The organism is Hydrogenispora ethanolica, from assembly GCF_004340685.1.
GTDB lineage: Bacteria > Bacillota > UBA4882 > UBA8346 > UBA8346 > Hydrogenispora > Hydrogenispora ethanolica.
Genome location: NZ_SLUN01000015.1, coordinates 95,757 through 118,286, shown reverse-complemented (window position 1 = coordinate 118,286; position 22,530 = coordinate 95,757). Strand labels below are relative to the sequence as shown.

23 protein-coding genes and 2 tRNA genes are annotated in these 22,530 nt (G+C 51.8%); 3 read left to right on the top strand and 22 right to left on the bottom strand.

Translation table 11 applies throughout. From position 1 onward, the window contains the following. Positions 1-13 precede the first annotated feature (13 nt). From arsD to EDC14_RS13445, 11 genes are all read right to left on the bottom strand, one after another. On the bottom strand, positions 14-382 hold the full coding sequence (arsD, locus tag EDC14_RS13490) for an arsenite efflux transporter metallochaperone ArsD (protein ID WP_132014826.1): 369 nt from the start codon (positions 380-382) through the stop codon (positions 14-16). Positions 383-409: 27 nt separating this feature from the next. Further along, a complete protein-coding gene (locus tag EDC14_RS13485; protein WP_132014825.1) occupies positions 410-748 on the bottom strand; it encodes an ArsR/SmtB family transcription factor in 339 nt (112 codons plus the stop codon). 165 nt (positions 749-913) lie between these two features. Next, positions 914-1,540 (bottom strand): class I SAM-dependent methyltransferase, encoded by a 627-nt coding sequence (locus EDC14_RS13480; protein WP_132014824.1) that lies wholly within the window; start codon positions 1,538-1,540, stop codon positions 914-916. 14 nt (positions 1,541-1,554) lie between these two features. Next, the gene (locus tag EDC14_RS26815; protein ID WP_165908008.1) at positions 1,555-1,695 is read right to left on the bottom strand and encodes a hypothetical protein; all 141 of its coding nucleotides are present in this window, start codon (positions 1,693-1,695) and stop codon (positions 1,555-1,557) included. Next, positions 1,696-2,526 carry an arsenite methyltransferase gene (arsM, locus tag EDC14_RS13475; RefSeq protein WP_132014823.1) on the bottom strand — a complete coding sequence of 277 codons (831 nt, stop codon included), beginning with the start codon at positions 2,524-2,526 and terminating at the stop codon, positions 1,696-1,698. It abuts the gene before it with no gap. An 11-nt stretch (positions 2,527-2,537) separates the two neighbouring features. Beyond that, positions 2,538-2,993, bottom strand: coding sequence for a MarR family winged helix-turn-helix transcriptional regulator (locus EDC14_RS13470; RefSeq protein WP_132014822.1), 456 nt, complete (start codon positions 2,991-2,993; stop codon positions 2,538-2,540). A 1,544-nt stretch (positions 2,994-4,537) separates the two neighbouring features. Beyond that, the gene (locus tag EDC14_RS13465; RefSeq protein ID WP_132014821.1) at positions 4,538-4,960 is read right to left on the bottom strand and encodes a hypothetical protein; all 423 of its coding nucleotides are present in this window, start codon (positions 4,958-4,960) and stop codon (positions 4,538-4,540) included. Between the two features lie 681 nt (positions 4,961-5,641). Then, a tRNA-Arg gene (locus EDC14_RS13460) sits at positions 5,642-5,717 on the bottom strand. A 127-nt stretch (positions 5,718-5,844) separates the two neighbouring features. After that, a tRNA-Gly gene (locus tag EDC14_RS13455) sits at positions 5,845-5,920 on the bottom strand. Positions 5,921-5,962: 42 nt separating this feature from the next. Beyond that, complete coding sequence (locus EDC14_RS13450) at positions 5,963-6,451, bottom strand: 2-thiouracil desulfurase family protein (RefSeq protein ID WP_132014820.1); 489 nt, start codon at positions 6,449-6,451, stop codon at positions 5,963-5,965. Positions 6,452-6,616: 165 nt separating this feature from the next. Next, the gene (locus EDC14_RS13445; protein ID WP_165908007.1) at positions 6,617-7,771 is read right to left on the bottom strand and encodes a PH domain-containing protein; all 1,155 of its coding nucleotides are present in this window, start codon (positions 7,769-7,771) and stop codon (positions 6,617-6,619) included. A 159-nt stretch (positions 7,772-7,930) separates the two neighbouring features. Here EDC14_RS13445 and EDC14_RS13440 point away from each other — a divergent pair, with 159 nt between their 5' ends. Next, the gene (locus EDC14_RS13440) at positions 7,931-9,358 is read left to right on the top strand and encodes a metallophosphoesterase family protein (protein ID WP_132014818.1); all 1,428 of its coding nucleotides are present in this window, start codon (positions 7,931-7,933) and stop codon (positions 9,356-9,358) included. A gap of 110 nt (positions 9,359-9,468) precedes the next feature. Here EDC14_RS13440 and EDC14_RS13435 read toward each other — a convergent pair whose 3' ends face one another. Further along, the gene (locus EDC14_RS13435) at positions 9,469-10,296 is read right to left on the bottom strand and encodes a phosphatase PAP2 family protein (RefSeq protein ID WP_165908006.1); all 828 of its coding nucleotides are present in this window, start codon (positions 10,294-10,296) and stop codon (positions 9,469-9,471) included. 267 nt (positions 10,297-10,563) lie between these two features. Between EDC14_RS13435 and EDC14_RS13430 the strand changes: the two genes are divergently transcribed. Continuing rightward, entirely contained in the window at positions 10,564-11,364 is an 801-nt protein-coding gene (locus tag EDC14_RS13430) for a phosphate ABC transporter substrate-binding protein (protein WP_132014816.1), read from the top strand. A 377-nt stretch (positions 11,365-11,741) separates the two neighbouring features. Here the strand turns inward: EDC14_RS13430 and typA are convergent, their stop codons facing one another. From typA to sigG, 3 genes are all read right to left on the bottom strand, one after another. After that, positions 11,742-13,580 carry a translational GTPase TypA gene (gene typA / locus EDC14_RS13425; protein WP_132014815.1) on the bottom strand — a complete coding sequence of 613 codons (1,839 nt, stop codon included), beginning with the start codon at positions 13,578-13,580 and terminating at the stop codon, positions 11,742-11,744. Positions 13,581-13,862: 282 nt separating this feature from the next. Next, positions 13,863-14,498, bottom strand: a complete 636-nt coding sequence (locus EDC14_RS13420) for a stage II sporulation protein R (protein WP_132014814.1) — start codon at positions 14,496-14,498, stop codon at positions 13,863-13,865. A 12-nt stretch (positions 14,499-14,510) separates the two neighbouring features. After that, positions 14,511-15,308, bottom strand: coding sequence for an RNA polymerase sporulation sigma factor SigG (gene sigG / locus EDC14_RS13415; protein ID WP_132014813.1), 798 nt, complete (start codon positions 15,306-15,308; stop codon positions 14,511-14,513). Positions 15,309-15,415: 107 nt separating this feature from the next. Here sigG and EDC14_RS13410 point away from each other — a divergent pair, with 107 nt between their 5' ends. Continuing rightward, complete coding sequence (locus tag EDC14_RS13410; protein ID WP_132014812.1) at positions 15,416-15,670, top strand: hypothetical protein; 255 nt, start codon at positions 15,416-15,418, stop codon at positions 15,668-15,670. Positions 15,671-15,795: 125 nt separating this feature from the next. Here the strand turns inward: EDC14_RS13410 and sigE are convergent, their stop codons facing one another. The 7 genes from sigE to EDC14_RS13375 all read right to left on the bottom strand — a co-directional run bounded on the left by sigE (position 15,796) and on the right by EDC14_RS13375 (position 22,529). Beyond that, positions 15,796-16,527 (bottom strand): RNA polymerase sporulation sigma factor SigE, encoded by a 732-nt coding sequence (sigE, locus tag EDC14_RS13405; RefSeq protein WP_424337413.1) that lies wholly within the window; start codon positions 16,525-16,527, stop codon positions 15,796-15,798. 36 nt (positions 16,528-16,563) lie between these two features. Beyond that, complete coding sequence (locus EDC14_RS13400; protein ID WP_243662926.1) at positions 16,564-17,466, bottom strand: sigma-E processing peptidase SpoIIGA; 903 nt, start codon at positions 17,464-17,466, stop codon at positions 16,564-16,566. 547 nt (positions 17,467-18,013) lie between these two features. Beyond that, on the bottom strand, positions 18,014-19,054 hold the full coding sequence (ftsZ, locus tag EDC14_RS13395) for a cell division protein FtsZ (protein WP_132014810.1): 1,041 nt from the start codon (positions 19,052-19,054) through the stop codon (positions 18,014-18,016). Between the two features lie 296 nt (positions 19,055-19,350). Beyond that, positions 19,351-20,106 carry a cell division protein FtsQ/DivIB gene (locus tag EDC14_RS13390; protein ID WP_165908005.1) on the bottom strand — a complete coding sequence of 252 codons (756 nt, stop codon included), beginning with the start codon at positions 20,104-20,106 and terminating at the stop codon, positions 19,351-19,353. A gap of 30 nt (positions 20,107-20,136) precedes the next feature. Beyond that, positions 20,137-20,637, bottom strand: a complete 501-nt coding sequence (locus EDC14_RS13385) for a DUF6115 domain-containing protein (protein ID WP_132014808.1) — start codon at positions 20,635-20,637, stop codon at positions 20,137-20,139. A 70-nt stretch (positions 20,638-20,707) separates the two neighbouring features. Further along, positions 20,708-21,034, bottom strand: a complete 327-nt coding sequence (locus tag EDC14_RS13380) for a hypothetical protein (RefSeq protein WP_132014807.1) — start codon at positions 21,032-21,034, stop codon at positions 20,708-20,710. Between the two features lie 82 nt (positions 21,035-21,116). Continuing rightward, the gene (locus EDC14_RS13375) at positions 21,117-22,529 is read right to left on the bottom strand and encodes a DUF342 domain-containing protein (RefSeq protein WP_132014806.1); all 1,413 of its coding nucleotides are present in this window, start codon (positions 22,527-22,529) and stop codon (positions 21,117-21,119) included. Position 22,530: the final 1 nt, after the last annotated feature.

The window sequence follows — 22,530 nt, the reverse complement described above, 5'->3', positions numbered from 1 at the left end:
ACCTCATAAGATTTTAACAGCAACCGCCTTCACAACAACAGCCCTTCGATTCGGGTTCAGTTGTGCTATTTAAATAATCCTCGGGAATATTCAAGAATTCGGCGAACTCCTCATTGGTGGGATAAGCTTTGGTCTTCACAACCTTACCGTCCACCATCGTTACCGGCAAAACCTCAACCCCCTCTTTCAGCAGCTGATTGACGGTTTGATTCTCGACAAATATCTGCGGGTTGTTGGTAAGGTTATGCCTTTCGACGGCAATGCCGTTTTTGGTCAAATTATTGATAACTGTGGAAACCCGTAATAGTTCCGGATCGATGGAGGGTCCGCATACACCCGTTGCACAACACATCGCCGGATCGAAAATAATCATTTTTGCCATCTTCAATCGCTCCTTAAATTTTAATTTTCACTCACAAGGATATTCCTTGTGTTTCAACCACTCGTGCAAATTTTCCAAGTCTTTCCGGCATGCTTCCAATTGCCGTAAATTATCATAGACCAAGCTATCGATGAATTTCATTTTTTCATCTTTGGTGATTGAATAAAAAGCCCACTGAGCCTGTTTACGATCAGTGGCCAGCCCGGCATTTTTTAAATAGATTAGATGCCGGGAAGCCTTGGACTGCGATATTTGCAATGTTTCCATAATGTCGCAGACGCATAGCTCTTGTTCGTACAGCAGGTTGAGGATCCGCAATCGCGTTTCATCGGACAGTGCTTTAAATACGTCGAGTATTTTCTCCATGTTTTTTCACCCATCCGTTATATTCTTATATTCGCCTAAACGATTATACGAATATTATATGCTCTCTTTGACGAAAAAGTAAACCCCTTGGAGAAATATTTTTTGAATAAAAAAATAGCCGGCAAGATGCTCGATACATCCTGCCGGCTCACCTTATGTGAAATGCTACTTCTCCCCGGATGCCACAAAAATACTGATGGAAGCTTGCTCGTTGCAATTGCCTTCGGACGCGGCGCAACAGTTTTGGCCAACGCAGTCGACCAGGACATTTTTCAGTCCGGCTCCGGCGAACCACTGTCTTAAGTCATCCCGTTTAAAACCCAGCCAGCGGTCGTGCTGTTCGGTTTGTAAGAATGTAAAATCATGCTCATCGAGGTCGGTAATGACCAGTTTTCCACCGGGTTTTAAGATCCGGGCCATCTCGCCAATGGCGGCTGGCGGATCCTCCACATGATGGAGATACATGTTGGCGAAAGTATAATCCACTGTCTGATCGGGAATAGGCAGCCGTTCGGCTCCGCCGGTTTGAACGTCCACCAAACCGGAAGGACCGTATCGTTCCTTGATGATTGCCAGCATCTCCTCGGATTGATCCATGGCGATAACCGCAATCCCTTTGTCAATCAGTCCCGCGGTGATAAAACCGGTTCCGGCTCCCAGATCGGCCGCCAATTTGCCGGGAACGATCCCCGCCGTCTGATAAGCTTTCTCACGAACCGCTTCCGAAAAGAAGCCCTGCCGCATAGCATCCCATTTCCGGGCCACCCCGTCAAAGTATTCCTTGCTCCCCATGAGCTTATCCCCCCTCAGCTTATCTCCTTGCGCCAACCCTTGCATTCAAGCTTGCAATATTCATCCATTGCTTTCTTGGCTGGGCTCTCGGTACGTGGATAAATTCCGACCGCAACACCAAGTAACGCCAGTACCGACCAATGAAATGCAGCCATTCACTCACCCTCTTTCCACGCTTTGATCTGCGCTCCGGCAAAAGCTCCGTCGATCACTGCCAAGTCGATAGTTTCGCCACCCTGACGGAGTTGAGGGTTCTCTTCCAGGAGCGATTCCATAACGGACTTCGTGTAAATATGTACTGGAGTAATCTCGATTTTTTGGAACCCCACTTTGGTCATGATCGCTTGGTATTTATCGACTGTCAATGTTCCGGCTAGGCAACTCACCCACATTTCAGCTTGCTTGCGGTATCGCTCCGGGATCGCTTTGAGGGTCACGATATCCGCAATGGCAACCCGGCCGCCCGGCTTGAGAACGCGGTAAATTTCGGCGAACACCCGTGCTTTGTCTTCGGAAAGATTAATCACACAATTGGAAATTACCGCATCCATACTTTTATCCGGCAACGGGATCTCTTCAATATACCCTTTGAGAAATTCGACATTGGTAACGCCCATCCGTTCTTTATTCCGATTGGCCAAGGCCAGCATCTCATCGGTCATATCCAGGCCAAAAACCTTACCGGCCGGGCCGACATATTTGGCGGCCATCAGGACGTCGATCCCGCCGCCGCTGCCCAAGTCGATGATGGTTTCGCCTTCCTTGAGCTCGGCGAAAACCAAGGGATTGGCGCAGCCCAATGAGGCTTGGATGGCCGCTTTCGGCAAGTTTTTCAGATATTCGGCATCATAAATGGACATCGGATCATCCAGTATTTCGCAACATGAGCCGCTCCCGCAACCGCAACCCGCGCCCTGATTCTGATTCACTTTGGCCGCAATATTTCCATAATGTTCTTTTACTTTTTGGCGAACCTCAAAACTCATGCCCATTCCTCCTAACCTAAATTTTTGCAACAATCGTTTTCCGCCAATGCCGCAAGCAGTATCTCTAAGCTGTCCAGGACCTGCTCCCGCTTACTTTCCGGGATGGATTGATAGACATTCGCGAAGAATTCCGCCATGCCCCTTTCAATGGTTTGAAATGCCTTCTGTCCGGACTCGGTCAGCTGAATCGCAACATAGCGGCGATCCCCGGGGTCAATCTCCCGGCTGACCAAGTCATTGGCCACCAGATTGTTGATGGTTCGACTCATAGTGCTCTTATCGAGCGTTAAAATGTCGGCCAGGTCGTTCAAGGAGATGCTTCCGGCCCGGCCGATCTCTACCATCGCATGGCACTGGGCAAAGCTTATGCCGCAGCAAGATGCCTCGAGCTCATCCAGCAGGCCTAACTTTCTCTCTAAGCGCCGAACGAGCTCGCGAAAGATTTTGGCGTCGGTTTGATTATCCATGGATATTCCTCCCAAGTTGATTGTATCATAATACTGTTGTAATATACAACTATTATTTTAAATACTTTTCCTTATGCATAGCAGGCCCCCATTTTCGGAGGAATAGAAGGAATAAAGGTTTTTATTGATCTTTCTTAAAATACGTCCCCTTAGCGATGGAGTGGAAATTTTAGCTTATGAAATCATATCAATGGTCCGGTTACTTTCCGACCATCGGCAAAAGTTGCCCAGCCGTTGCTCTTCTTCATTTCGTAGCTTTGAACATGCTACATGCTATATCAAAGGAGCGTATAAATGACACATAGCCCACCTTCTAGGCTGCCAGTTCAGCCCTATGCCCGGTGATCGTTTTACCACCGGTAACCGGTATAAACCCCGTGGAAATAGCTTCTAAATTTCGATTAGCCCATTATAGATCTTTTTGCCAAAGAAAAAACTATAATTATCCCAGAAACAAAATATTAGCCTCAAATTCCCAAAATGCAATTTTCACGTATAAAAATACCAATTGGAATATTTCCAAATAATCATTTACTTCATAAAGTATATTACCTCTAAAAGCGTTGTGATAAACCCTGTCCGAAGGACAGGGTGAACACAAAAGCTCAGAGAAGCAAGGGATAAAGTCGTTTTTAAATCTTTTTGCAAGCTGATTTCCGTTTCGAAAGACTTTATCACATGGCTTCTAAAAAAGGAGGTGTATTAATTTTGCCTGAAGCTAAAGGGTTTGATGGCGGCGGCTGGTGGATAATATGGTTCTTTATAATCATTATCATAATCTTCGCTCTCGTTGGCTGGAACTAAACATTCTAACGAAATATGCATTAAATAAAGTAACCATCTATCGCTGATAAAGTCGTCTATTATTTTTGATAGACGACTTTTTTAGTGCCATTCCTCAAAATGACGGTGGTTCTATCGTGCCGCGCTGCGGACCGCAAATCTTTGATTACCTTCATATTTCAACCGGCGGCAATTGCCATCAGCTGATCGGTCAACGTCGAATTCAACCGGCGCCGCTCCGCAGTTGGAACAGTTACCCTTATAGCAAAGGCGACCCTTCGTTTCAAGGACCGCCGCTTTTTATGTCTCCCGGTACTGGTTTGGAGTGAGATTTCAGTCTTGTCTTGGTTTCAGTTGTTTTCTGGGTTTCTGAGCCCATACCGGTTTTGGATCTCTCAGGGTTCCTACCATACTACTTTTATAACCCGGTTAAAATGCTTGGCGGACGTAGCCAGCAAATTTTTAACTCGCTTTATCTCCAGTTTTTCAATGAGCAGCCCTCGCTTACAACCCAATCGGACTTCTATGATTTCCTTTCACCATTCTTGGAAGGTGTAATCAACGTTTTAGAACGAAAAAGATTGCTCGTCCGGGAAGAAGTTTTATGGACGACTGAAGGTGCTGGAAAGTTTAGTTTTCGGGGATGAAATTGAGGTCAGGATAACTGGCAGCAAAGAGTCTTTCGGACGGGGGTTCGACTCCCCCGTCTCCACCATCAATTCTTGAAAGTATCATTTTTAGTTATACTACTATAATTGTGTTTATTCACATACTTTAGTAAGTATAAGCGAAGCAGCTATCACCAGCCTTCCATCCGCAATATTCAGAAGCCTCTGCTCTGAAACACCGGTATTAACCAAACGCAACACATCTCCACTATTAATCGCGAGCAGCGCCTCCCCTGTGAGTCGATAAGGAGAAGTATCTCCGATATTTTTTTCTACTCCAAAAACAGTATTTGCTTGCTCGACACCATTAATGGTTATTGAGAAGGCAGACCCTTCGGCTAAATTTGCATCTAAGTATAAATTAAAAATCGCCAAATATATTCCAGCTTCATTTACGGTAATATCCGCTAGGTTAAAAGGGTCAAGAATAAAAGAACCATCATTGATTGCAACATGATTAAACCCTACGATACCTGTAATCCCAGAGCCATCAAAATAAGCTTGAAAACACGGCATAATCCCACTTCCTTTCCACCTTAAGATGCAATTTATTCATTGATAAATCGCTTTGTGTCACGAAAAAGGAATATGAATTGATAAAGGATGGTGAGAAAAAATATCCAATAGTCCAATCTTGGTGTCCAGGATGTGGGTGTAACCAAAACCAAAAATAAAATTGCTGTACGAGAGTGAGTTTTCCCGGCCGAGCAAGGATCGAATAATGTTATTGGTTGCAGAATAACCGAGGATTTAAGGGTATTGGAGACATACAGCTAAACAAATCGACACCTATTCATTTGAACACCTTCTATTTAGGAGAGGATTGGGGAAAACGTCTCAAAATTTGCCGCCGCAAGACTCCCAGGACGCTCCGGGCGGCTCTGGGGAAGGCAGTAAAGTGGAAGGTTCTTAAGGAGAATCCGGCTATGTTTGCCGACGGCCCAAGGCAGGAAAAGGTCGAACAAAAAGTTTTATCAGCCGATAAAGTTGCTTTATCCCTGAATGAAATTAACAATACCGACTATAAACGCAATTACCGGATCTGCTAAATGCGCTTCATACCGGCAAGAAAAGTTAAAGAAAAAACCGGGCTAAAACCCGGTTTTATACGTCCAGTAATGACGCGCATTTTAAAGATTCCATAAAATTCCCATAAAAAAAGCTCGGCCTGTTAGCCGAACCTTGATTTAGCTTAGCTGGTGCGCCTGGTAGGAATCGAACCTACGGCCAACGGATTAGAAGTCCGTTGCTCTATCCCCTGAGCTACAGGCGCATGATTTAGAATATAATTATAGCATATCCTGATTTCCCGTTCAATCATTGGAAAGACGAATCATTGGCAAGAAAAATTTATCCAAATAAAAGGCTCTCAAGTTTCCTTGAAAGCCCTCAATCTCTTTTGGAGCGGGAAACGGGGCTCGAACCCGCGACATTCAGCTTGGAAGGCTGACGCTCTACCAACTGAGCTACTCCCGCGTCTCATGCACAAATTATTTTACCACTTATATAGCTTAATCGTCAAGCGTTTTTTTCATCCAAGTCTTGGATCGGAAAATCCTCCTCGGTATAGAACCGGATTGCGGTTGAGCGGCGCAATAACGCTACGGTCACGCCGTCGCCGTCGCGGAGCCGGCCGGTGAAGCTGCCGTCGTAGATCCTTCCCACGCCGCATGACGGGCTCTTGGCCTTCAAGATGACGCTGGCCGGTTGGTTCGCTCGAACCAGGTCCAAAACCGCTTCGGCGCCCCGTATAAATTCGCCGGTCACATCCAAACCGGCCCGGTTGCGGACCGAGGCCGCGCCGTCCAGTACGGCGGCGCCATCGCCTCCGGTGATCTCCGCCGCTGGACGCGGCGTTTCCAATCCTCCCAAAACCTCCGGACAAAACGGAACGATACGGCAACCTGCCAATTGAGCACGAATACCGGAAACCAATTTGCTTCCGCCATCATAACGGCAGGGTATCCCCAATAAACAAGCGCTTACCAAAACGACTGGTTCGGCCATAGGCATCTCCTCGCCCGGAAACCATCACGGAGATCCGCATTCCGCTAAAATCGGCTTCCGATGTCATAACAAGAACTATCATAACAGATAAAGCCGGTTTTGACAAACTCAATCCAGAGACCCAGTTAAAAACCGGCCTTATGGCCGGTTGAACTTGTGCTTTGACTAACGGACTCTGATCAACTCCTCCAGCAGACGCTGGACCTTGGCCGGTTCTTTCACACTTTTCAGGGTCAGGACCGGCGTTACCGCATTTCGGGTATAGATTTGTACATCCCCCACTCCGAAGAGGCGTCCCGGAAACGGCCGTTCCGCGCGAACCGCTGTGACCGCGCTGATTTCGACCGTGTCAAGAGTCTGGCCGTAGGAACCCAACGCCCGGATCTCCCGGTTGGTGATCCGGTATCCGTCCTTTGAAGCGAACCCGTAACGGGTGCGAACTCCGGTCCACAGTGTCTCCGCTTCCGGCTCCACGACCAGCTCCGGTTCGGGTAATATCTCATTCTCCGCCGGGCCCAGCTCTCCCTCTGCCGCTGGGGTCAGATCCGGCGTGACAGCTTCGGCGTTCTCCGCTGAAATTGTCTCAGCTTCAGTCTCCCCAATGTTCTCCGCCTCGCTTTGAGAACCCGATTCCGGGGTTACAGTCCCGGGGGCAATCGGAAGCTCCGTTTCCCCCACGTTATCTTGCATCTCAGTAGCCGACACCGCACCCGCCCCGCCAGATCCCGGTGTTTCCGAAAGCTCCGGGCCAGTCTCCTTGACCTCGGTGTCTTCAGGAGATGGAACGGACGACTGGTCCGTTTCGAGGGCCTTTATTTCCTTCAGTTTTTCCATATCCTCGCCGCTCACCCGAAATTCGGCCGTCTTCTCCTGCAGGTAATCGGTTTTGACGAAATTCAGTTTGGGCTCGTCATACCGGAAATGGTATCCGTCCGGTTCAAGCGCTTTGACCTGCGGCTTGATCAAGCCCTTGCCCAGATGCCCGGGGACTTCATCGAATCCCCGTTCCGCGGCGGCTGACCCTTCCCTTGAACCCGTTTCAGAGGCTGACCCCACTTCCAACTGCATTTCGAACTCCATCGCCCGGTCCGCCGCATTCTCCGGCCCACCGGCGTCCGTCTGCGGGAACGACGCTTCGCTTGCCTTCGTGGCGATGGTATCTTTACCAAGCGAGGCTACCCTTTGGGCGTCGATCCGGGCCATCTCGGACTGTTCGGAGCGAATCCTGTCGGTGGTCCCGGCAGTTACGGTGGTGCCGCAGATCGGACAGGTCCAACCGTCACCCTCGAAGAACGCGCCACATTCACCACACTTTGGCATCATCATCACCTCTTTGAGGATTTGTACATTTATATTGAGAGCCGAGGTATAATATTCCTTTCCAGGCGAATAGTCACTAAAAACCACGATGTGGCGATATGTTATAATGGGAAGCATCGGTAGCGGTAAACTATCGAATAGAACTGGAGGCCGTGGCCAATGAAGTTTCCAACGAAACTCAGTTTAAACCCTACGAGCGCCATCAAACCGGCCTGGATCAAAAAATTGGCTATTTTGCTCTTGGTCGTAATCATGAGCTTAGTCTTTGTGCAACTTTTTGCACAAGTGTCTTTCAATTACTACTCCTTCTCGTTCAATCTCCAAACGCGCTGGGATTGGCAGGGCGGAACGCGGATCAGCATTCCTCCCGTAGGGCAGCTATTCCTGAAATCGCATCACTTTCCCCTGCAGCTGGTGATCACTTTGAACCAGATCGACCTGGCCAAACTGGAGAAACAGTTGGACTCGATTCCGCCGCAGGAGCAATGGTTGCCTACCTTTCAAAAAGAAGTCAGCAAAGCCATTTTTACGCTCTTCGGCAACGTTCTGCTCTTCGGGATCTGTGGCGGCTTGGTTGCGCTGCTCATGATGAGAGTCTTTCCGCCGGACCGGATGTTCGGCTATGGGATCTTAACGACCGTTTTGATCATTGCCTTGCTGGTCGCCGGAATCCTGGGCACCTATCAGCCCGATGCCCTGGAGCGTCCGGAATATCAAGGAGTTCTGGCCGGAGCGCCCTGGGCGATGAACCTCGTCAGCATGGGGCTGAATCATCTGGATGTCCTGAGCGCCAACTTAAAACGGGTAACCCAGGATGTCTCGCTGCTCTACAAACAGGCCAGCGGCATCCAGAATCTGGCCGGCTTGGAGAGCGACCTGGCAGTCCTGCATGTTTCGGACATTCATAATAATCCGGCCGCCTTCGACCTGTTGCAGGAGTTGATAGCCAATTTCAAGGTTCGCCTGGTGATTGACACCGGCGATCTAACCGATTACGGAACCGCGGTGGAGGCGGAGATCCTGCCCCGCATCGACCAGTTGAGTATCCCCTATCTCTTTGTGCCGGGAAACCATGACTCGCCGCTGATCCTCGAACGGTTAGCGAAGCTTCCTGGCGTTAAAGTATTGGACAGCGGCAGCTACACGGTAGAGGGATTGACCATCACGGGCATTGCCGATCCGGCCTCGACGCGCTATAATTCGGACGTGGCCCCGCCCGAGGAGCTTGAAAAGACCGCCGCCGCCCTGAGTGAGCAGGTGGCTGGGATGGCGGAAGCGCCGGATATTGTGGCGGTCCACGAACGGATCTTCGCGGCGGATCTCATCGGTAAGGTGCCGTTGATTTTACACGGGCACGATCACAAATACAGTTTTTCCGAAGTGCGCGGCACAGCCATCGTCGATGCCGGCACGACCGGCGCGGCCGGTCTGCGGGGTCTGGTGAAAGAGGGCGTACCCTATAGCGCCTCGGTGCTCTACTGGAAGAAGGATGATCAAGGGGAGCTGCGTCTGCATGCCATCGATTCGATCCGCATCAACGGCGCGGCGGGTCGTCTAACCATCGAACGCCATACGTTCAAGGATTAATGCGGAAGCCGATCAAAGACCGCTTCCCGAAAAAATCCCTATCATCAAAAAAACTTCCGCCCGGTCAGCATGATGGCCGGGCGGAAGCATGAAAGAACGAGCGATTGGATTTAAAACCGGACCGTGCCGACCAGCCCGGTCCGGCCGTCCGCGCCGAACGTCGGCTGGAGCGAGATTTTCCGCCCGGCGTCGGAATGTCCGGCCAGGACCATTTTGGCGGTGGCATAGCCGATCACCGCTCCGGCAAAGACATCGGAGGCCCAATGGACATCGTCATTCACCCGGGACCAACCGGTCAGCGCCGCCAGACTGTAGGCCAACGGCGGCAGATAGCGTTTCTCCCGGTAGACATCGGACAGGATCGTCGCGATCGCGAACGAGGAAGCCGTGTGATAGGACGGAAAGGAGTCGTGATCCAGGGAAAAGCCCGGACCGTCCCAAGCATCGTAAGGAGCACCACTATCGGGCCGGCGGCGGTGGCCGGCGAGCTTCAGGCCGGCGGTCAGCATGCCCGAGACGACCAGGCTCTCTCCTGCCAGCAGCGCCGCGCGGGTGGCCTGCTCATCGCCGGTCCGGCTCCCCCAATAATAGAACCCCGCCAGTAGCGGCGCAGTCACCCGGATGTCCCCGAAAGGCCGCGTCCACCGGGCCAGCCGGTCGGTATCCTCATTCCGCCGCTCCTGGACGGAATCGCGGATCGAACCGTCCTCCAGATACAGCCCGGCGGTAATCGCCAGGACCCAGCCCGCTTTCTGCCATTCCTCCCGCTCCCAGTCCAGCGGAGCGGCGAGCAGCGTGCGAAAGTCAGCGACACACTGCTTTCCGAACGAGTACGGATCCGTTTCCGCTTCGGCCGCCCCGCTGTCAGACGCCCAGGCCGTTCCATTCCAACTGCAGAGCAAACACATCACCAGCAGGGTGATTCTGAAAAATGCCACATCCATCCGCTCCTGTCGAGAAAATTCTGGCAAACCTTTTTATTGCTCAATTCGGCACCCATGCCGCAGAATCCTCTCCCGCCGCCAACATTGCGAAGCGACAAGCTGCTTTCGAAAACCGCCGCCGGGAATGGCTTTGGGCCGGCCGGTCCGGCGGATGCTCACCGCGCCTTGACCGATCCTTAATGGCTTCTTAATCATCGCTGAGCTTCGTTCTTAATCTGGGAGTGTTATTTTTAAAGTAACAAATTTTAGGAGGAAAAACGAATGAAAAAACTTGCTTTACTGGCCGTTATCGGCGCATTGCTTCTGATGACAGTTTCGAGTTTTGCCGCTCTTTCCGGGACCATCAACATGGTTGGTTCCACTTCGGTGCAGCCTCTGGCTGAAGAATTAGCCCAGGCTTTCATGGCCAAAAACAAAGGCGTCAAGATTTTTGTCCAAGGCGGCGGTTCGGGCGCTGGCATCAAAGCAGCCATGACCAACAGCGCGGAGATCGGCAATAGTTCCCGTGAATTGAACCCCGACGAGACCGGCATCCATGAGACGGTTATCGCCAAAGACGGCATCGCCATCGTCGTTCACAAGTCCAATCCGGTTTCCAATATGTCCACCGACCAATTGAAAAAGATTTATGCTGGCGAGTACACCAACTGGAAACAAGTCGGCGGCCCCGATGAGAATATTGTCGTCGTGAACCGCGAAGCCGGTTCGGGTACCCGCGGCGCTTTCGAGGAGATCGTGCTCGGTAAAACCCCCAATACCAGCAAATGTTTGGTTCAAGCTTCCACTGGCGCGGTTCAACAGTCCGTCTCCATTACCAAAGAAGCCATCGGCTACATCTCCTTGGGCTCCCTCGACACCAAAGCGGTCAAAGCCCTGAAGATCGACGGCGTGGAAGCCACCGAAAAGAACGTGCTTGCCAAAACCTACAAGATCCAACGCCCCTTCCTCATGCTCACCAAGAATGCTCCGGCCGGACTGGTCAAGACGTTCCTGGATTGGGTACTGAGCCCCGAGGGCCAAAAGATTGTGGCCAAAGAATATATCTCCGTCAAACAGAAGTAATCGTCCGTAAGATAATAAAAAAGAGGCCGCCGGAAACGACGGTCTCTTTTTTTATGGTCATGATTCGGTGCCGAGAGTAGCCTTATTACCTTGAGCCACGTAAGATCTATCGTAAGCTACTCAAGATCTGTCTTGAGCAACCCAAGATCTGTCTTGAACCATTCAAGATCTGTCTTGAGTCATTCAAGATCTGTCTTGAGCAACCCAAGATCTGTCTTGAGTCATTCGAAATCTGCCTTACGCAACCCAAGATCTGTCTTGGGTCATTGAAGATCTATCTTGAGCCACTCAAGATCTGTCTTAAGCCATTCCTGACGCTCCCGGAGCGGCTGAAGAACGCTCCGGAAGGATTCGCCGTGAACCGGGAAGCCGAGACTCTAGGCGTTGTCCCGGCTCCGCTTGTTGCTGCGCTCCCGTTCGCTGCGATCGAGGATCTTCTTGCGCATCCGGATGGACTGCGGCGTGATCTCCACCAGTTCATCATCTTCGATATACTCCATCGCCTGTTCCAGGCTGAAGAGGCGGGGCGGCGTCAGCTTGATGCCTTCGTCGGCGGTGCTGGCGCGCATATTGGTGAGATGCTTCTTCTTGCAGACATTCACGTCGAGGTCGCCTTCCCGGGCGTTCTCGCCGACGATCATTCCGGCATAGACCTTCTCGGTGGGCTGAACAAAGAGCGAGCCGCGCTCTTCGACATTATGAATGCCGTAGGCCGAGGCGTCGCCCGTCTCGAAGGCAATCAGCACGCCGCGCTGCCTGCCGCTGATCTCGCCTTTCCAGGGCCCATACCGCTCAAACAAGTGGTGCATGATCCCTTCGCCCTTGGTTTCGGTCAGAAACTCCGAACGGAACCCGACCAGTCCCCGGGCGGGAACCAGAAATTCGATCCGCAGCTGCCCGATGCCCACCGGATGCATGTTCAGCATCTCGGCCCGACGCCGGCCCAGGTTTTCGATGACCCTCCCGGAGAACTCCTCCGGCGTGGAGATGAAAAGACGTTCGTACGGTTCATAGGTCTGGCCGTTTACCTTTTTGAGAATCGGCTCCGGTTTGGAGACTTGGAGCTCATACCCTTCCCGGCGCATCGTCTCGATCAGGATTCCCAGATGCAATTCGCCGCGGCCCGACACCTGAAAGGCGTCGGGAGTGGCAGTCTCGGCCACTTTCATGCTGACGTTGGTCTCCGCTTCCTTGAACAAGCGGTCCCGCAGGTGCCGCGAGGTGACGTACTTCCCTTCGCGCCCCGCGAATGGGCTGTCATTGACCATGAAGGTCATCGTCAGGGTCGGCTCGTCGATGGTCAGCAACGGCAAGGGCGCCGGGTTCTCGGCATCGCTGACCGTCTCCCCGATATTGACCGGACCGAGTCCGGCCAGGGCCACGATCTCGCCCACCGACACCGCGTCGTCGGCCTCTTTCCGTTTGAGGCCTTCATAGATCCAAACCTTGCCGATTTTGATCAGTTCCACGCTGCCGTCCTGCTTGCAGAGGCTGACCTGCTGTCCCGCCTTCAGGGTGCCGCCCGAGATCCGGCCGATGCCGATCCGGCCCACGTAATCGTCATAATCCAGGGTCGTGATCTGCAATTGCAGCGGCGCCTCGGGATCGCCGGACGGAGCCGGGATCTCGGTCTGGATCATCTCAAAGAGCGGCTGCATATTCCGGCCCGGGTGCTCGGGATCCAGCGAAGCAACGCCCTGGCGGGCCGAGGTATAGATCACCGGGAAATCCAGCTGCCAGTCATCGGCCTCAAGCTCCACAAACAGGTCGAAGACCTCGTCCAGGACTTCGCTGACCCGCGCGTCCGGCCGGTCGATCTTATTAATGACCACGATCACTTTCAAGCCCACTTCCAAGGCTTTGCGGAGTACGAATTTGGTCTGGGCCATCGGGCCTTCAAAGGCGTCGACTAATAACAGCGCGCCATCCACCATCCGCAGCACCCGTTCGACTTCGCCCCCGAAGTCGGCATGACCCGGCGTATCCACGATATTAATCTTCATTTCATTGTAATAGACGGCCGTATTCTTCGAGAGAATGGTAATTCCCCGTTCCCGCTCGAGATCGTTGCTGTCCATCACCCGTTCGACCACTTTTTCATTTTCGCGGAAAATTCCGGATTGCCGTAACATACAGTCCACCAGTGTGGTCTTGCCATGGTCGACGTGGGCAATAATCGCGATGTTCCGGATTTGGTCGCTGGTCTTAATCGGCATTTGATTCCACCTTATTATCCAAATATTCGATTCGCAATTTTTTATTTAATCACGAATTGCCAGGAAATACAATCATTTGGGCCAAAATTTAATGATAGTTTAAAACAGCCGTGATAAACCGGCTAAAAAAAACCGGAAGGATCATAAAAAGCCGCTGCTTTTGATCCGGACCTTCCCGCTCCGGCCGTATCCGGGCCGGCCGCAGGGTAAAAAAATAAGCAGAGGCTGGCGTCCCCCGCTTAATTTCCAATCGTTTCGTCACCGGCAGGCCATCCCGCCCGCTCATAACATCCCGAAGAACTTGCTCCAGCCCGTCCAGAAATGATTCATGGAGAGACCCTTGTGATGCAGCATCCGCTCCAGGATGGCCAGCCTGTACTCGACCTTGGTCGGCTGGGTCACCGGACCCTTGAATCCCGGCGCGTCGGGAGCCAGCAAACAGAGCGGCGGATACAGGACGCACCACCAGTTTTTGCCCTTGCCTTCTCCCAATACCACGCGCAACCCTTTATATTCGCCGGCGGGCAGCAGCCCGAACGGGTAATTCACATTGGGAAAGGCGAACTTGCCCAGGCTGACCTGGACCGGCATGGGACGGCCGTTGCGCCGCAATTCCGCCGCGGCGGTGCGCCGGATCCGCTCCATATTCTGGAGGATAATCTTTTCGGCCTGCGCCGGATCTTCCACCTTCAACAGCAGCGGCTCGGTAACCTGAATGATCCGGTCCCGCACTTTGAGCTTGATCGTCTGGTCCACCGGAGAATCGCTGTTGGCGATGACCCGCAGCCGGATCAGATTGGACTGGTTATAGGAGTCCAGTGCGGTGTCGCGCATCCAGGCTATGCCCGACCCCATGAAGCCGATCCCCGCAAAGACTATCAAAATGACCAAAACCGTAATGACACGCTGACGAATCAACCTGCTAGCCTCCTAATCGTTCTTCTCGGTATTATCCGCGATATAACGGCGCATATGTTTCAGAGCGGTCTTTTCCAGCCGCGATACCTGAGCCTGCGAGATGCCGATCTCATCGGCCACTTCCATCTGGGTCCGGCCGTCGAAGAAGCGCATCTTCAAGATGAGCCGCTCCCTGTCGTTCAGCTTGGACATGGCTTCCTTGATGGTCAATCCTTCGAGCCATTGCCCGTCCAGATGGCGTTCGTCACTGATCTGGTCCATCACAAAGATCGGGTCGCCGCCGTCATGGTAGATCGGTTCGAAGAGCGAGATCGGCTCCTGAATGGCATCGAGCGCGAAGACCACCTCTTCCCGCGGCACGTTCAGCTCGGCGGCGATCTCCGCCACGGTCGGCTCTTTCGAATTCCGGCCAACCAGCGCATCCCGGACTTGCAAAGCTTTGTAAGCGATATCCCTGAGCGAACGGCTGACCCGCAACGGGTTGTTGTCCCGCAAATAACGGCGGATCTCGCCGATGATCATCGGCACGGCATAGGTCGAAAATTTCACATTCTGGGAAAGATCGAAATTGTCGATGGCTTTCATCAAACCGATGCAGCCGACCTGGAAGAGGTCGTCCACGTACTCGCCGCGGTTATTGAAACGCTGAATCACACTCAGGACCAATCGTAGATTGCCATTGATCAGTTCATCCCGGGCCGAACGTTCCCCGGACTGCATCCGTTCCAATAACTCCCGCATTTTGCCGCTGGAAAGAACGGGCAGTTTGGCGGTATTGACGCCGCAGATTTCGACTTTATTCACTAACATTCAGCCGATCACTCCTGATTTTGTCCTTTATACCAAGTCCGTTCCTGAGTCTTTTTAACTCTTTTGAACGGAAAGCCAGCTTTTTTAGCCCCAGGCTTTCAGTGTAAATGCTTCGAAAGCTGTCTAGAAATGATTATTGCCAGCCCTTTTTTGATTTATACTCGAAAAGCAAGGGCTTGCAAAATGTGACAAGCCGATTTGGAAAGCAATACCGCTGCTTTCCGTTAAAAACCTCTGCTAAATTTGGATTTTTAATTTGGGTGGAAAGCCCGGGCAAGCTCGGTTTGGACAGCGGGCTGAACGTGTTGGCGGCGGATTTACGCCCGGTGGGATTTACCAACGGGCACCTCTGGCAGCCGTAATCCAAAAAACTGGTGCGGATTCCAGCTTCTCCTGTTTTGGGAACGGCGCCGGGCGAAGCGGAAAAAAAAGACGCCGTCCTTTTGGGCAGCGTCCTTTGGTTGCAGTTTTTTCCGGTGGCGGATGGCTAATCCAAGCGGCGCATTTCTTTTTTCAATTTTTTGATGATGCGCTTTTCCAGGCGGGATATATAGGATTGGGAGATTCCCAACAGATCGGCGACCTCTTTCTGGGTCTTCTCGGTGCCGTCTTTCAGCCCAAACCGCAGCTCCACAATGACCTTCTCGCGGTCGGAGAGATTTTCCATCGCCGAATCGAGCAGGGTTTTATCGATCTCCTCCTCGACATACTTATAGGTGGAATCATTCTCCGTGCCCAAAACATCCGAGAGCAACAGCTCATTGCCGTCCCAATCGGTATTGAGCGGCTCATCGAAGGAAACCTCGGCCCGGGTCTTATTATTGCGGCGCAAATACATCAGGATCTCATTCTCGATACAGCGCGAGGCGTAGGTGGCCAGCTTGATCTTTTTCTCCGGGTTGAAGGTGTTGACCGCTTTGATCAGGCCGATGGTACCGATGGAAACCAAGTCTTCGATCCCGACGCCGCTATTCTCGAACTTGCGGGCGATATACACCACCAGCCGCAGATTGCGTTCGATCAGGACGGCTTTGACGGCGCGGTCACCCAGCGCCAGTTTTTCGATCAGGTAAAGCTCTTCTTCGTTGGTCAGCGGCGGAGGCAAAGCTTCACTGCTCCCGATATAACCGATAAAGCGCGGCGCCATTCCCAACCGTAACATGGCTCGGACAGTCAGCAATCTCAATTGAAGCTTCCACTGCTTACTCAGACTCAACATCCGTCTCGCTCCTCATCTTTAGATTTGGGATAGCGCTCAAGTTCCCAAGATTGCCGGAGGAATCAAGGCCTGGAAGGAACCCTCCGGCGACAGTGAACGGTTGTAAAAGGCCACAACCACGTTATTGCTCTCATACTCCTGGTTCTTCTGGCGGACGCTGACCCGGTCCGGACGGAAACCGACCATCAGCCCATGCTCCTTGCCGAGCGAGTGAAAAGGCAGCAGCCGCACCCGCTCTTCCCAGTACAGCGGGATGGCCAGATCGTCGGCCAACTCGCCGCGCTGCAGGTGATCAACCATTTTGAGGACTTCCGGCGGCAGTAAATCTTTAATGTGGTTAAATTCCACCACGATCACCGGCACCTTCGTCAGCGGGTCATGCAGCCGGTTTCCGGTATCCAACAGGGCGTTCAATTTCAGGTTCTGGCCCTGCCATTGAATTTGAATCGGGAAAAGGCAGATCTGATCCCAGACCTTCCGGTGCACCACCCCCCAGCCGATCTCGCCCAGTATGAAGATGAAGGCCAAATGGAGGCAGAACCGCCACCAGAGCGTGATGGTCCAGTGAAAATAGCGCTGGTTCAGGCTGTCGATGCCCCAGTGGATTCCCGATAATAAAAACGAAAGCAAGTAAAAATAGCCGATAATGGTCAAGAAGCGCCGCAGCGTCAAGGGAAAGAAAGCCGCCGTCACCATCAGCCATGGTATCAGAAACATGAAGATCAAAGGGGAGAGTACCCAATGATAGAGCAAGCCCTCCGAAGCCTGGTTCAACAACAGCATGAACTGGAAGGCTCCGCCGATCGCTCCTCCCAGGAGCAAACGCGGCCAGGCGACGCGCGCGGAACTGATCTGTCCGACCATCCACAACAACGTACCGTCTTGTATCCAGCCGAGGATTGCGCCGCTTATCGGGAGATCAAGATAAACCTTGACCATATCCAAAGTAGATCACCACCCCCCTCTATCATACCGGAGCCCGGTCGGATTTCCTTTCTTGTCAGCGCTTTTTAGACCCGTTAGCAGCCCTGTGATAAAGGGCTTTCGAACCGGAAATCAGCTTGTAGAAAGGTTTAAAAATAACTTGATCATTTGCATTAGGCATCGCTGTGACTCTTCCGGCTTTTCGTCACAGGCTCTTTTCGAAAGTACGCCTCAAAATATAGAGATATGATTCCCCTTCGCCAAATAGAACCGAGAACCATGGAATGACTCCCGAATGCTTCTGCGCCCCGCTTATCGACCCGATCCTAAAAGTATAATTGGCAGGATGGCGCTTCGAGAACGGCGACTCGCAATCTCCAGATTTTTCCCATTTTTTAACGAAAGTCCCTTAAAAATCGGAAAAGCGTTCACCTCATCGGTAACGCTTTTCAAAAAGCACTATGATTGATTGTCCAAACGAAGCAATCGCCTCGTTCGCTTGAATCATGAAACAGCTGACGGAAAACCCGGTCTCGGGCGAAAGAAAGAATACGCTCCCGCGTTATTTTTTGCGCATAAAGACCGGGATATCGGGTTCATCATTGATAATCGACCGTAATTCGAAAACATCGCCGATTCGTTTGGTGCGCCGTTGGTCAAAGCCGGTGGCGATGACCGTTACCCGGATATCCTCACCCAGCGATTCGTCGATGACCGCGCCAAAGATGATGTTGGCCTCGGGATCCGCTTCCTCGGTCACAATATCGGCGGCTTCCTTCACTTCCAACAGCGACAGATTGCTGCTGCCGGTGATGTTCAATAGAATACCGCGGCATCCTTCGATGGAGGTTTCCAACAAAGGGCTCTGAATCGCCGCTTTGGCCGCTTCCACGGCCCGATCGTCCCCTTTCGCCAGACCGATACCCATCAGGGCGGACCCGGCATCGCTCATAATCGTTTTGACGTCCGCGAAATCGACGTTGATCAGTCCGGTAATCGTGATCAGATCGGAGATGCCCTGAACGGCTTGGCGCAGGATATCATCGGCCTTATGGAAAGCATCGACGATGGAAGTTTTTTTATCGACGATCTGCAGCAAACGCTCGTTGGGGATGGTAATCAGGGTGTCGACACTTTCTTTCAATGCATTCAAGCCTTTTTCAGCCTGGGACATCCGGACCCGGCCTTCGAAGGAGAACGGCTTCGTCACTACCCCGACGGTCAGGATATTCATCTCCTTGGCCAGCCTGGCAATGACCGGAGCGGCTCCGGTACCCGTTCCACCGCCCATCCCGGCGGTGATGAATACCATATCCGCGCCCTGCAGTATTCCCATGATCTCATCTTTGCTTTCCAAAGCGGACTTTTCGCCGATCTCAGGATTGGCTCCCGCTCCCAAACCCTTGGTCAACGAATCGCCGACCCGTAGCCGTATATCCGCATTGGAACGATTCAGTGCCTGTCCGTCAGTATTTATCGCGATAAACTCGACGCCTTGAATCTTGGCCTCAATCATTCGATTCACGGCATTCGTTCCGCCACCGCCGACTCCGATAACTTTAATGGATGCAAATTGTTGTTGCGCTACTTCAAATTCGAGCATTCCGATAAGCTCCTCTCTTGCACCGGTCCTATTTTCCAATGGGGAAATTTGGACCAAATATAATAATTCTGCATCAAAACCGATTAACCTCCCAGGAACCAAAATATTTTCGCCTGACTCCTGCGTAAAATGGTCAAAACCAGCCATAACGATTGGCTATATAAGTTGAATTAAATTCCGCTTTGTTTTTATTTACATTCGGCTTTTCGATGCAAACGGCTTTGTTAAAAGTCGTTGCATTAGGAATGCAAATCTTAGTTAAGAAATTTATTTCATCCTATATAGATACGGAAAACTCACGGACCGATGGCTTTTGAATTCCCTGTCAAGATGGTCGGTACATCGGGAATCCGCAGATCGATCTTGATCAGCTCTTGAGTAGCGACATTGCCTAAAATAGCTTTCAGATTAAACAATTTCTTGGTGAGCCGGGTCGCGTTCCCCAGATTAATCTCTACTAATGTGGCATGACCAGGTAACTTCAGATAGAGATGATAATTCTCAAGGTTAATCTCCCTGATCTGCCTGCGTAATCCGGAGTCGGCGGTAGCCAATATTTTCAATCCCTGAATCAGTTTGGCGTCATGGAGCCGCTGTCCGAACTTTACGGTACGCGGGTGAATGCCGCTGAGTAACGGCAAACCGTCAGGAGGGGCCGAAGGCGAATCGATGACGAACCCGCTCTCGCTGATGACGATCGGACGATTCCGATAGTTGGCCCAACACCTTGGGATTCGCTCCGAAATGCTGAGGATCACCTTATCCGGAAAACGCCGGATAATGGTTACCCCTGCGATTCGCGGGTCATTCAGCAAATTGGCCTTGGCCCGGCCGGTATTGGCTTGAAAGATATTCTGACGCGGACTGATGCCCGAACGGAGCAAAACCTCCGTCTCCGCCACATATCGGTTGCCATGGATCTCTATCTTCTTTATCGAAAAAAAATCGGAATTTATTAAGATCAAAATGACCAGCAATAAGAATAATAAGCCAAAAATGCGTTCAAAACTTATCGATTCCCGCTTTTGATCCTGCGCCTCCAACTCGCTCATAGAACAAAACCGCACCACCATCGGTACGGCCTAACTCCTTTTATAGAATTTAAGGGCTAATTCGACCTCACCTTGACCCGTGTTCAATTGCTTGGCAATGTGAGCAACGCTTTCCCCCGCTTGCCAAAGCTGATAAATCCGTTGCCGATAATCACCGGGGAAGTCGCCCGGCTTATCGGCATCAACCCCCGTCACTCCGGTTTGGTCCGGTTGAAGCTCCTCCGCTCGGTCTATTTCCAAAGCAAGCGACGCAGCAGACGGATTCGGAAGAAGCGACTCCATTTCTCCGGATGCTTCGAATGGCTGGGCTGATGTTGAATGCTCTTCCTCCACCGGTTCCAGGGATTCCGGATCGATTCCGGCTACCGTTTCAAATTCTTCAATCATGGCGGCAACTAAATTCTCAAGCTCTTCGACCTGCTTTTTCAAGTGTTTCACGCGTTTTTCCAGAGCCCGTTTCTGCAAGAAGTACCCGCCGACGAAAAAAAGGATATTGGCAAAAAGGATACCGATAAGCTGACTGCTACGCACCGGGATTACCCCCTAAATAAACAAGTGAAATCCATTCGGGCTGTCTTCTTGAAAAACGGCTGGAAAAATATCAAATTTTGATATCAATCAAATGTCCTCGTTCTTGATCAACCGTCTCCTCCGGTTGTTCGAGGGCTACCGACTGGGTTTTATTGTTGAACCGGCGATACCGCCGGCCGTTACTCTTTTGTTTCTCGGGGTTATTCTGCTGAATGGTTTGACCGGCTGCCGATTCATTGCCCTGTTGGACCTGGGCCTTAAATAGCTGGGATTGGCGGAGCATTTCCTTGGCAAACTCATGTTGGTCCACAACAGGCCGACTATTATGGGTCTGCTGAACCTTCTCCAGCTCAAATGTGCGGGGCATAATCGTCTGCAAGTCAACCGGTTTCAGCATTTCGCTCAACCCCCTTTATCCGTTGAACGGATTCGGTCCCGGAATTCAATTTGAGGACCGCAGCATACTTCAAGGCGTGAACTCAGTAGTACGGTAAAGCTTTAATATCCCGGTCCTGGTAGACGAGGGTAGTATAGCGGATCTCTTCCTGGACTCGAAAGGTAGTTCGACCCATCGTGACCACTACGCCAGGATAAATGAATTCGAGGGCTCGGATACGCCCGTTTTGACTGGAACTTTTGATAATCTCCGCTCCAAGCTCCTCTTTCTTATTTTCAGCGTCGGCAATGCGTTTCTTTAGGATCTCGGCGGTATTCATCAGGGATTCCAAAATCTGGCGTTTGTCATCGGGCAAATTGGGAACTTGTTTGAGCATGGCGATGGCCTTGTCCGCTTTGTCGAGACTAATCTGACTCTCGCGCAACATAGCCTCAGTCTCCTGGTATTCCAACTTGATTCGGGGCGGAGTTCCCACCTCAAGCTGTGTTTGGATGCCCAAACGAGATCCCACCACTTTCGCCAGAATCTCCTGGCCGGAACGGACCAGGCCGCCCACGATCTGCCCTTTTCCGCCCTCGACCACTACTTTGAGATCAGCGTTCACTTGAGCGTTCATGATGTATTCATGGACGCTCAAATAACCCCGGCTATTCAAGGTCGCATTATCCAGGAAACGGACTGAACAATCGCCTTCGCAATCCAGCACCGCCTTACCCCTGCCGTAAACACCGCCCCTGATGAAAAGATTGCCGCCGGCTTTGATGGTCGCGGCATCCACGCTTCCATAAATGCAAATCTCGCCTTCCGCCTCGACGCGCATGCCGATTTCCACATTGCCGAAGATGACCACGTTTCCGGCGAATTCGATGTTGCCGGTTTCAATATTCACATCGCTTTTGATAACTTGAACCGGATAAACGCCGATTCGGCCGTTGGAAAGTACCGGTTCGCCGGCGGCGGTGGCGATCAGTTTGGTTTGTTCGGAATTGAGACAAAAAACATTCGGACCCAAAACGAGCTCTACGTCCGAGCCCGGTTTCGGCGGAATCATCTTTCCATAAACATCCCGTCCGGCTTGGCCGGGACCCGCCGCTATTTTCTCGGCGATGACCTGACCGGCTTCGACATTTTGGACGACTTCAACCTGGCCCAGATCGAGTTTGCCGTAACCATCTTCGATCGCTGCCTTCCGGAATACCCCGGTCTTAAAGTAGAAAATGAATTCCGCATCTTTCCCAGGCACCGATTTGACGCCGGCAGCAATTCGTACCGGTTTTCCGTTGCCTTGAAGAACGGCATCCCGGATGGAATCCTCCTGAATCCCGTAGGTTATCCCGGCAGCTTGCAACGCCGTGATAATTTCGGTCGCATCGGGCAATTTCCGCGTTCCTATCGGCGGAAAGATGGTCAAAAAAGCTTCCATTCCATCCGCGGAAACCTCGAAACGGTACCGGCCGTCATAATTTAAAACTTTCGCAGCAGCATCGTCACTCATT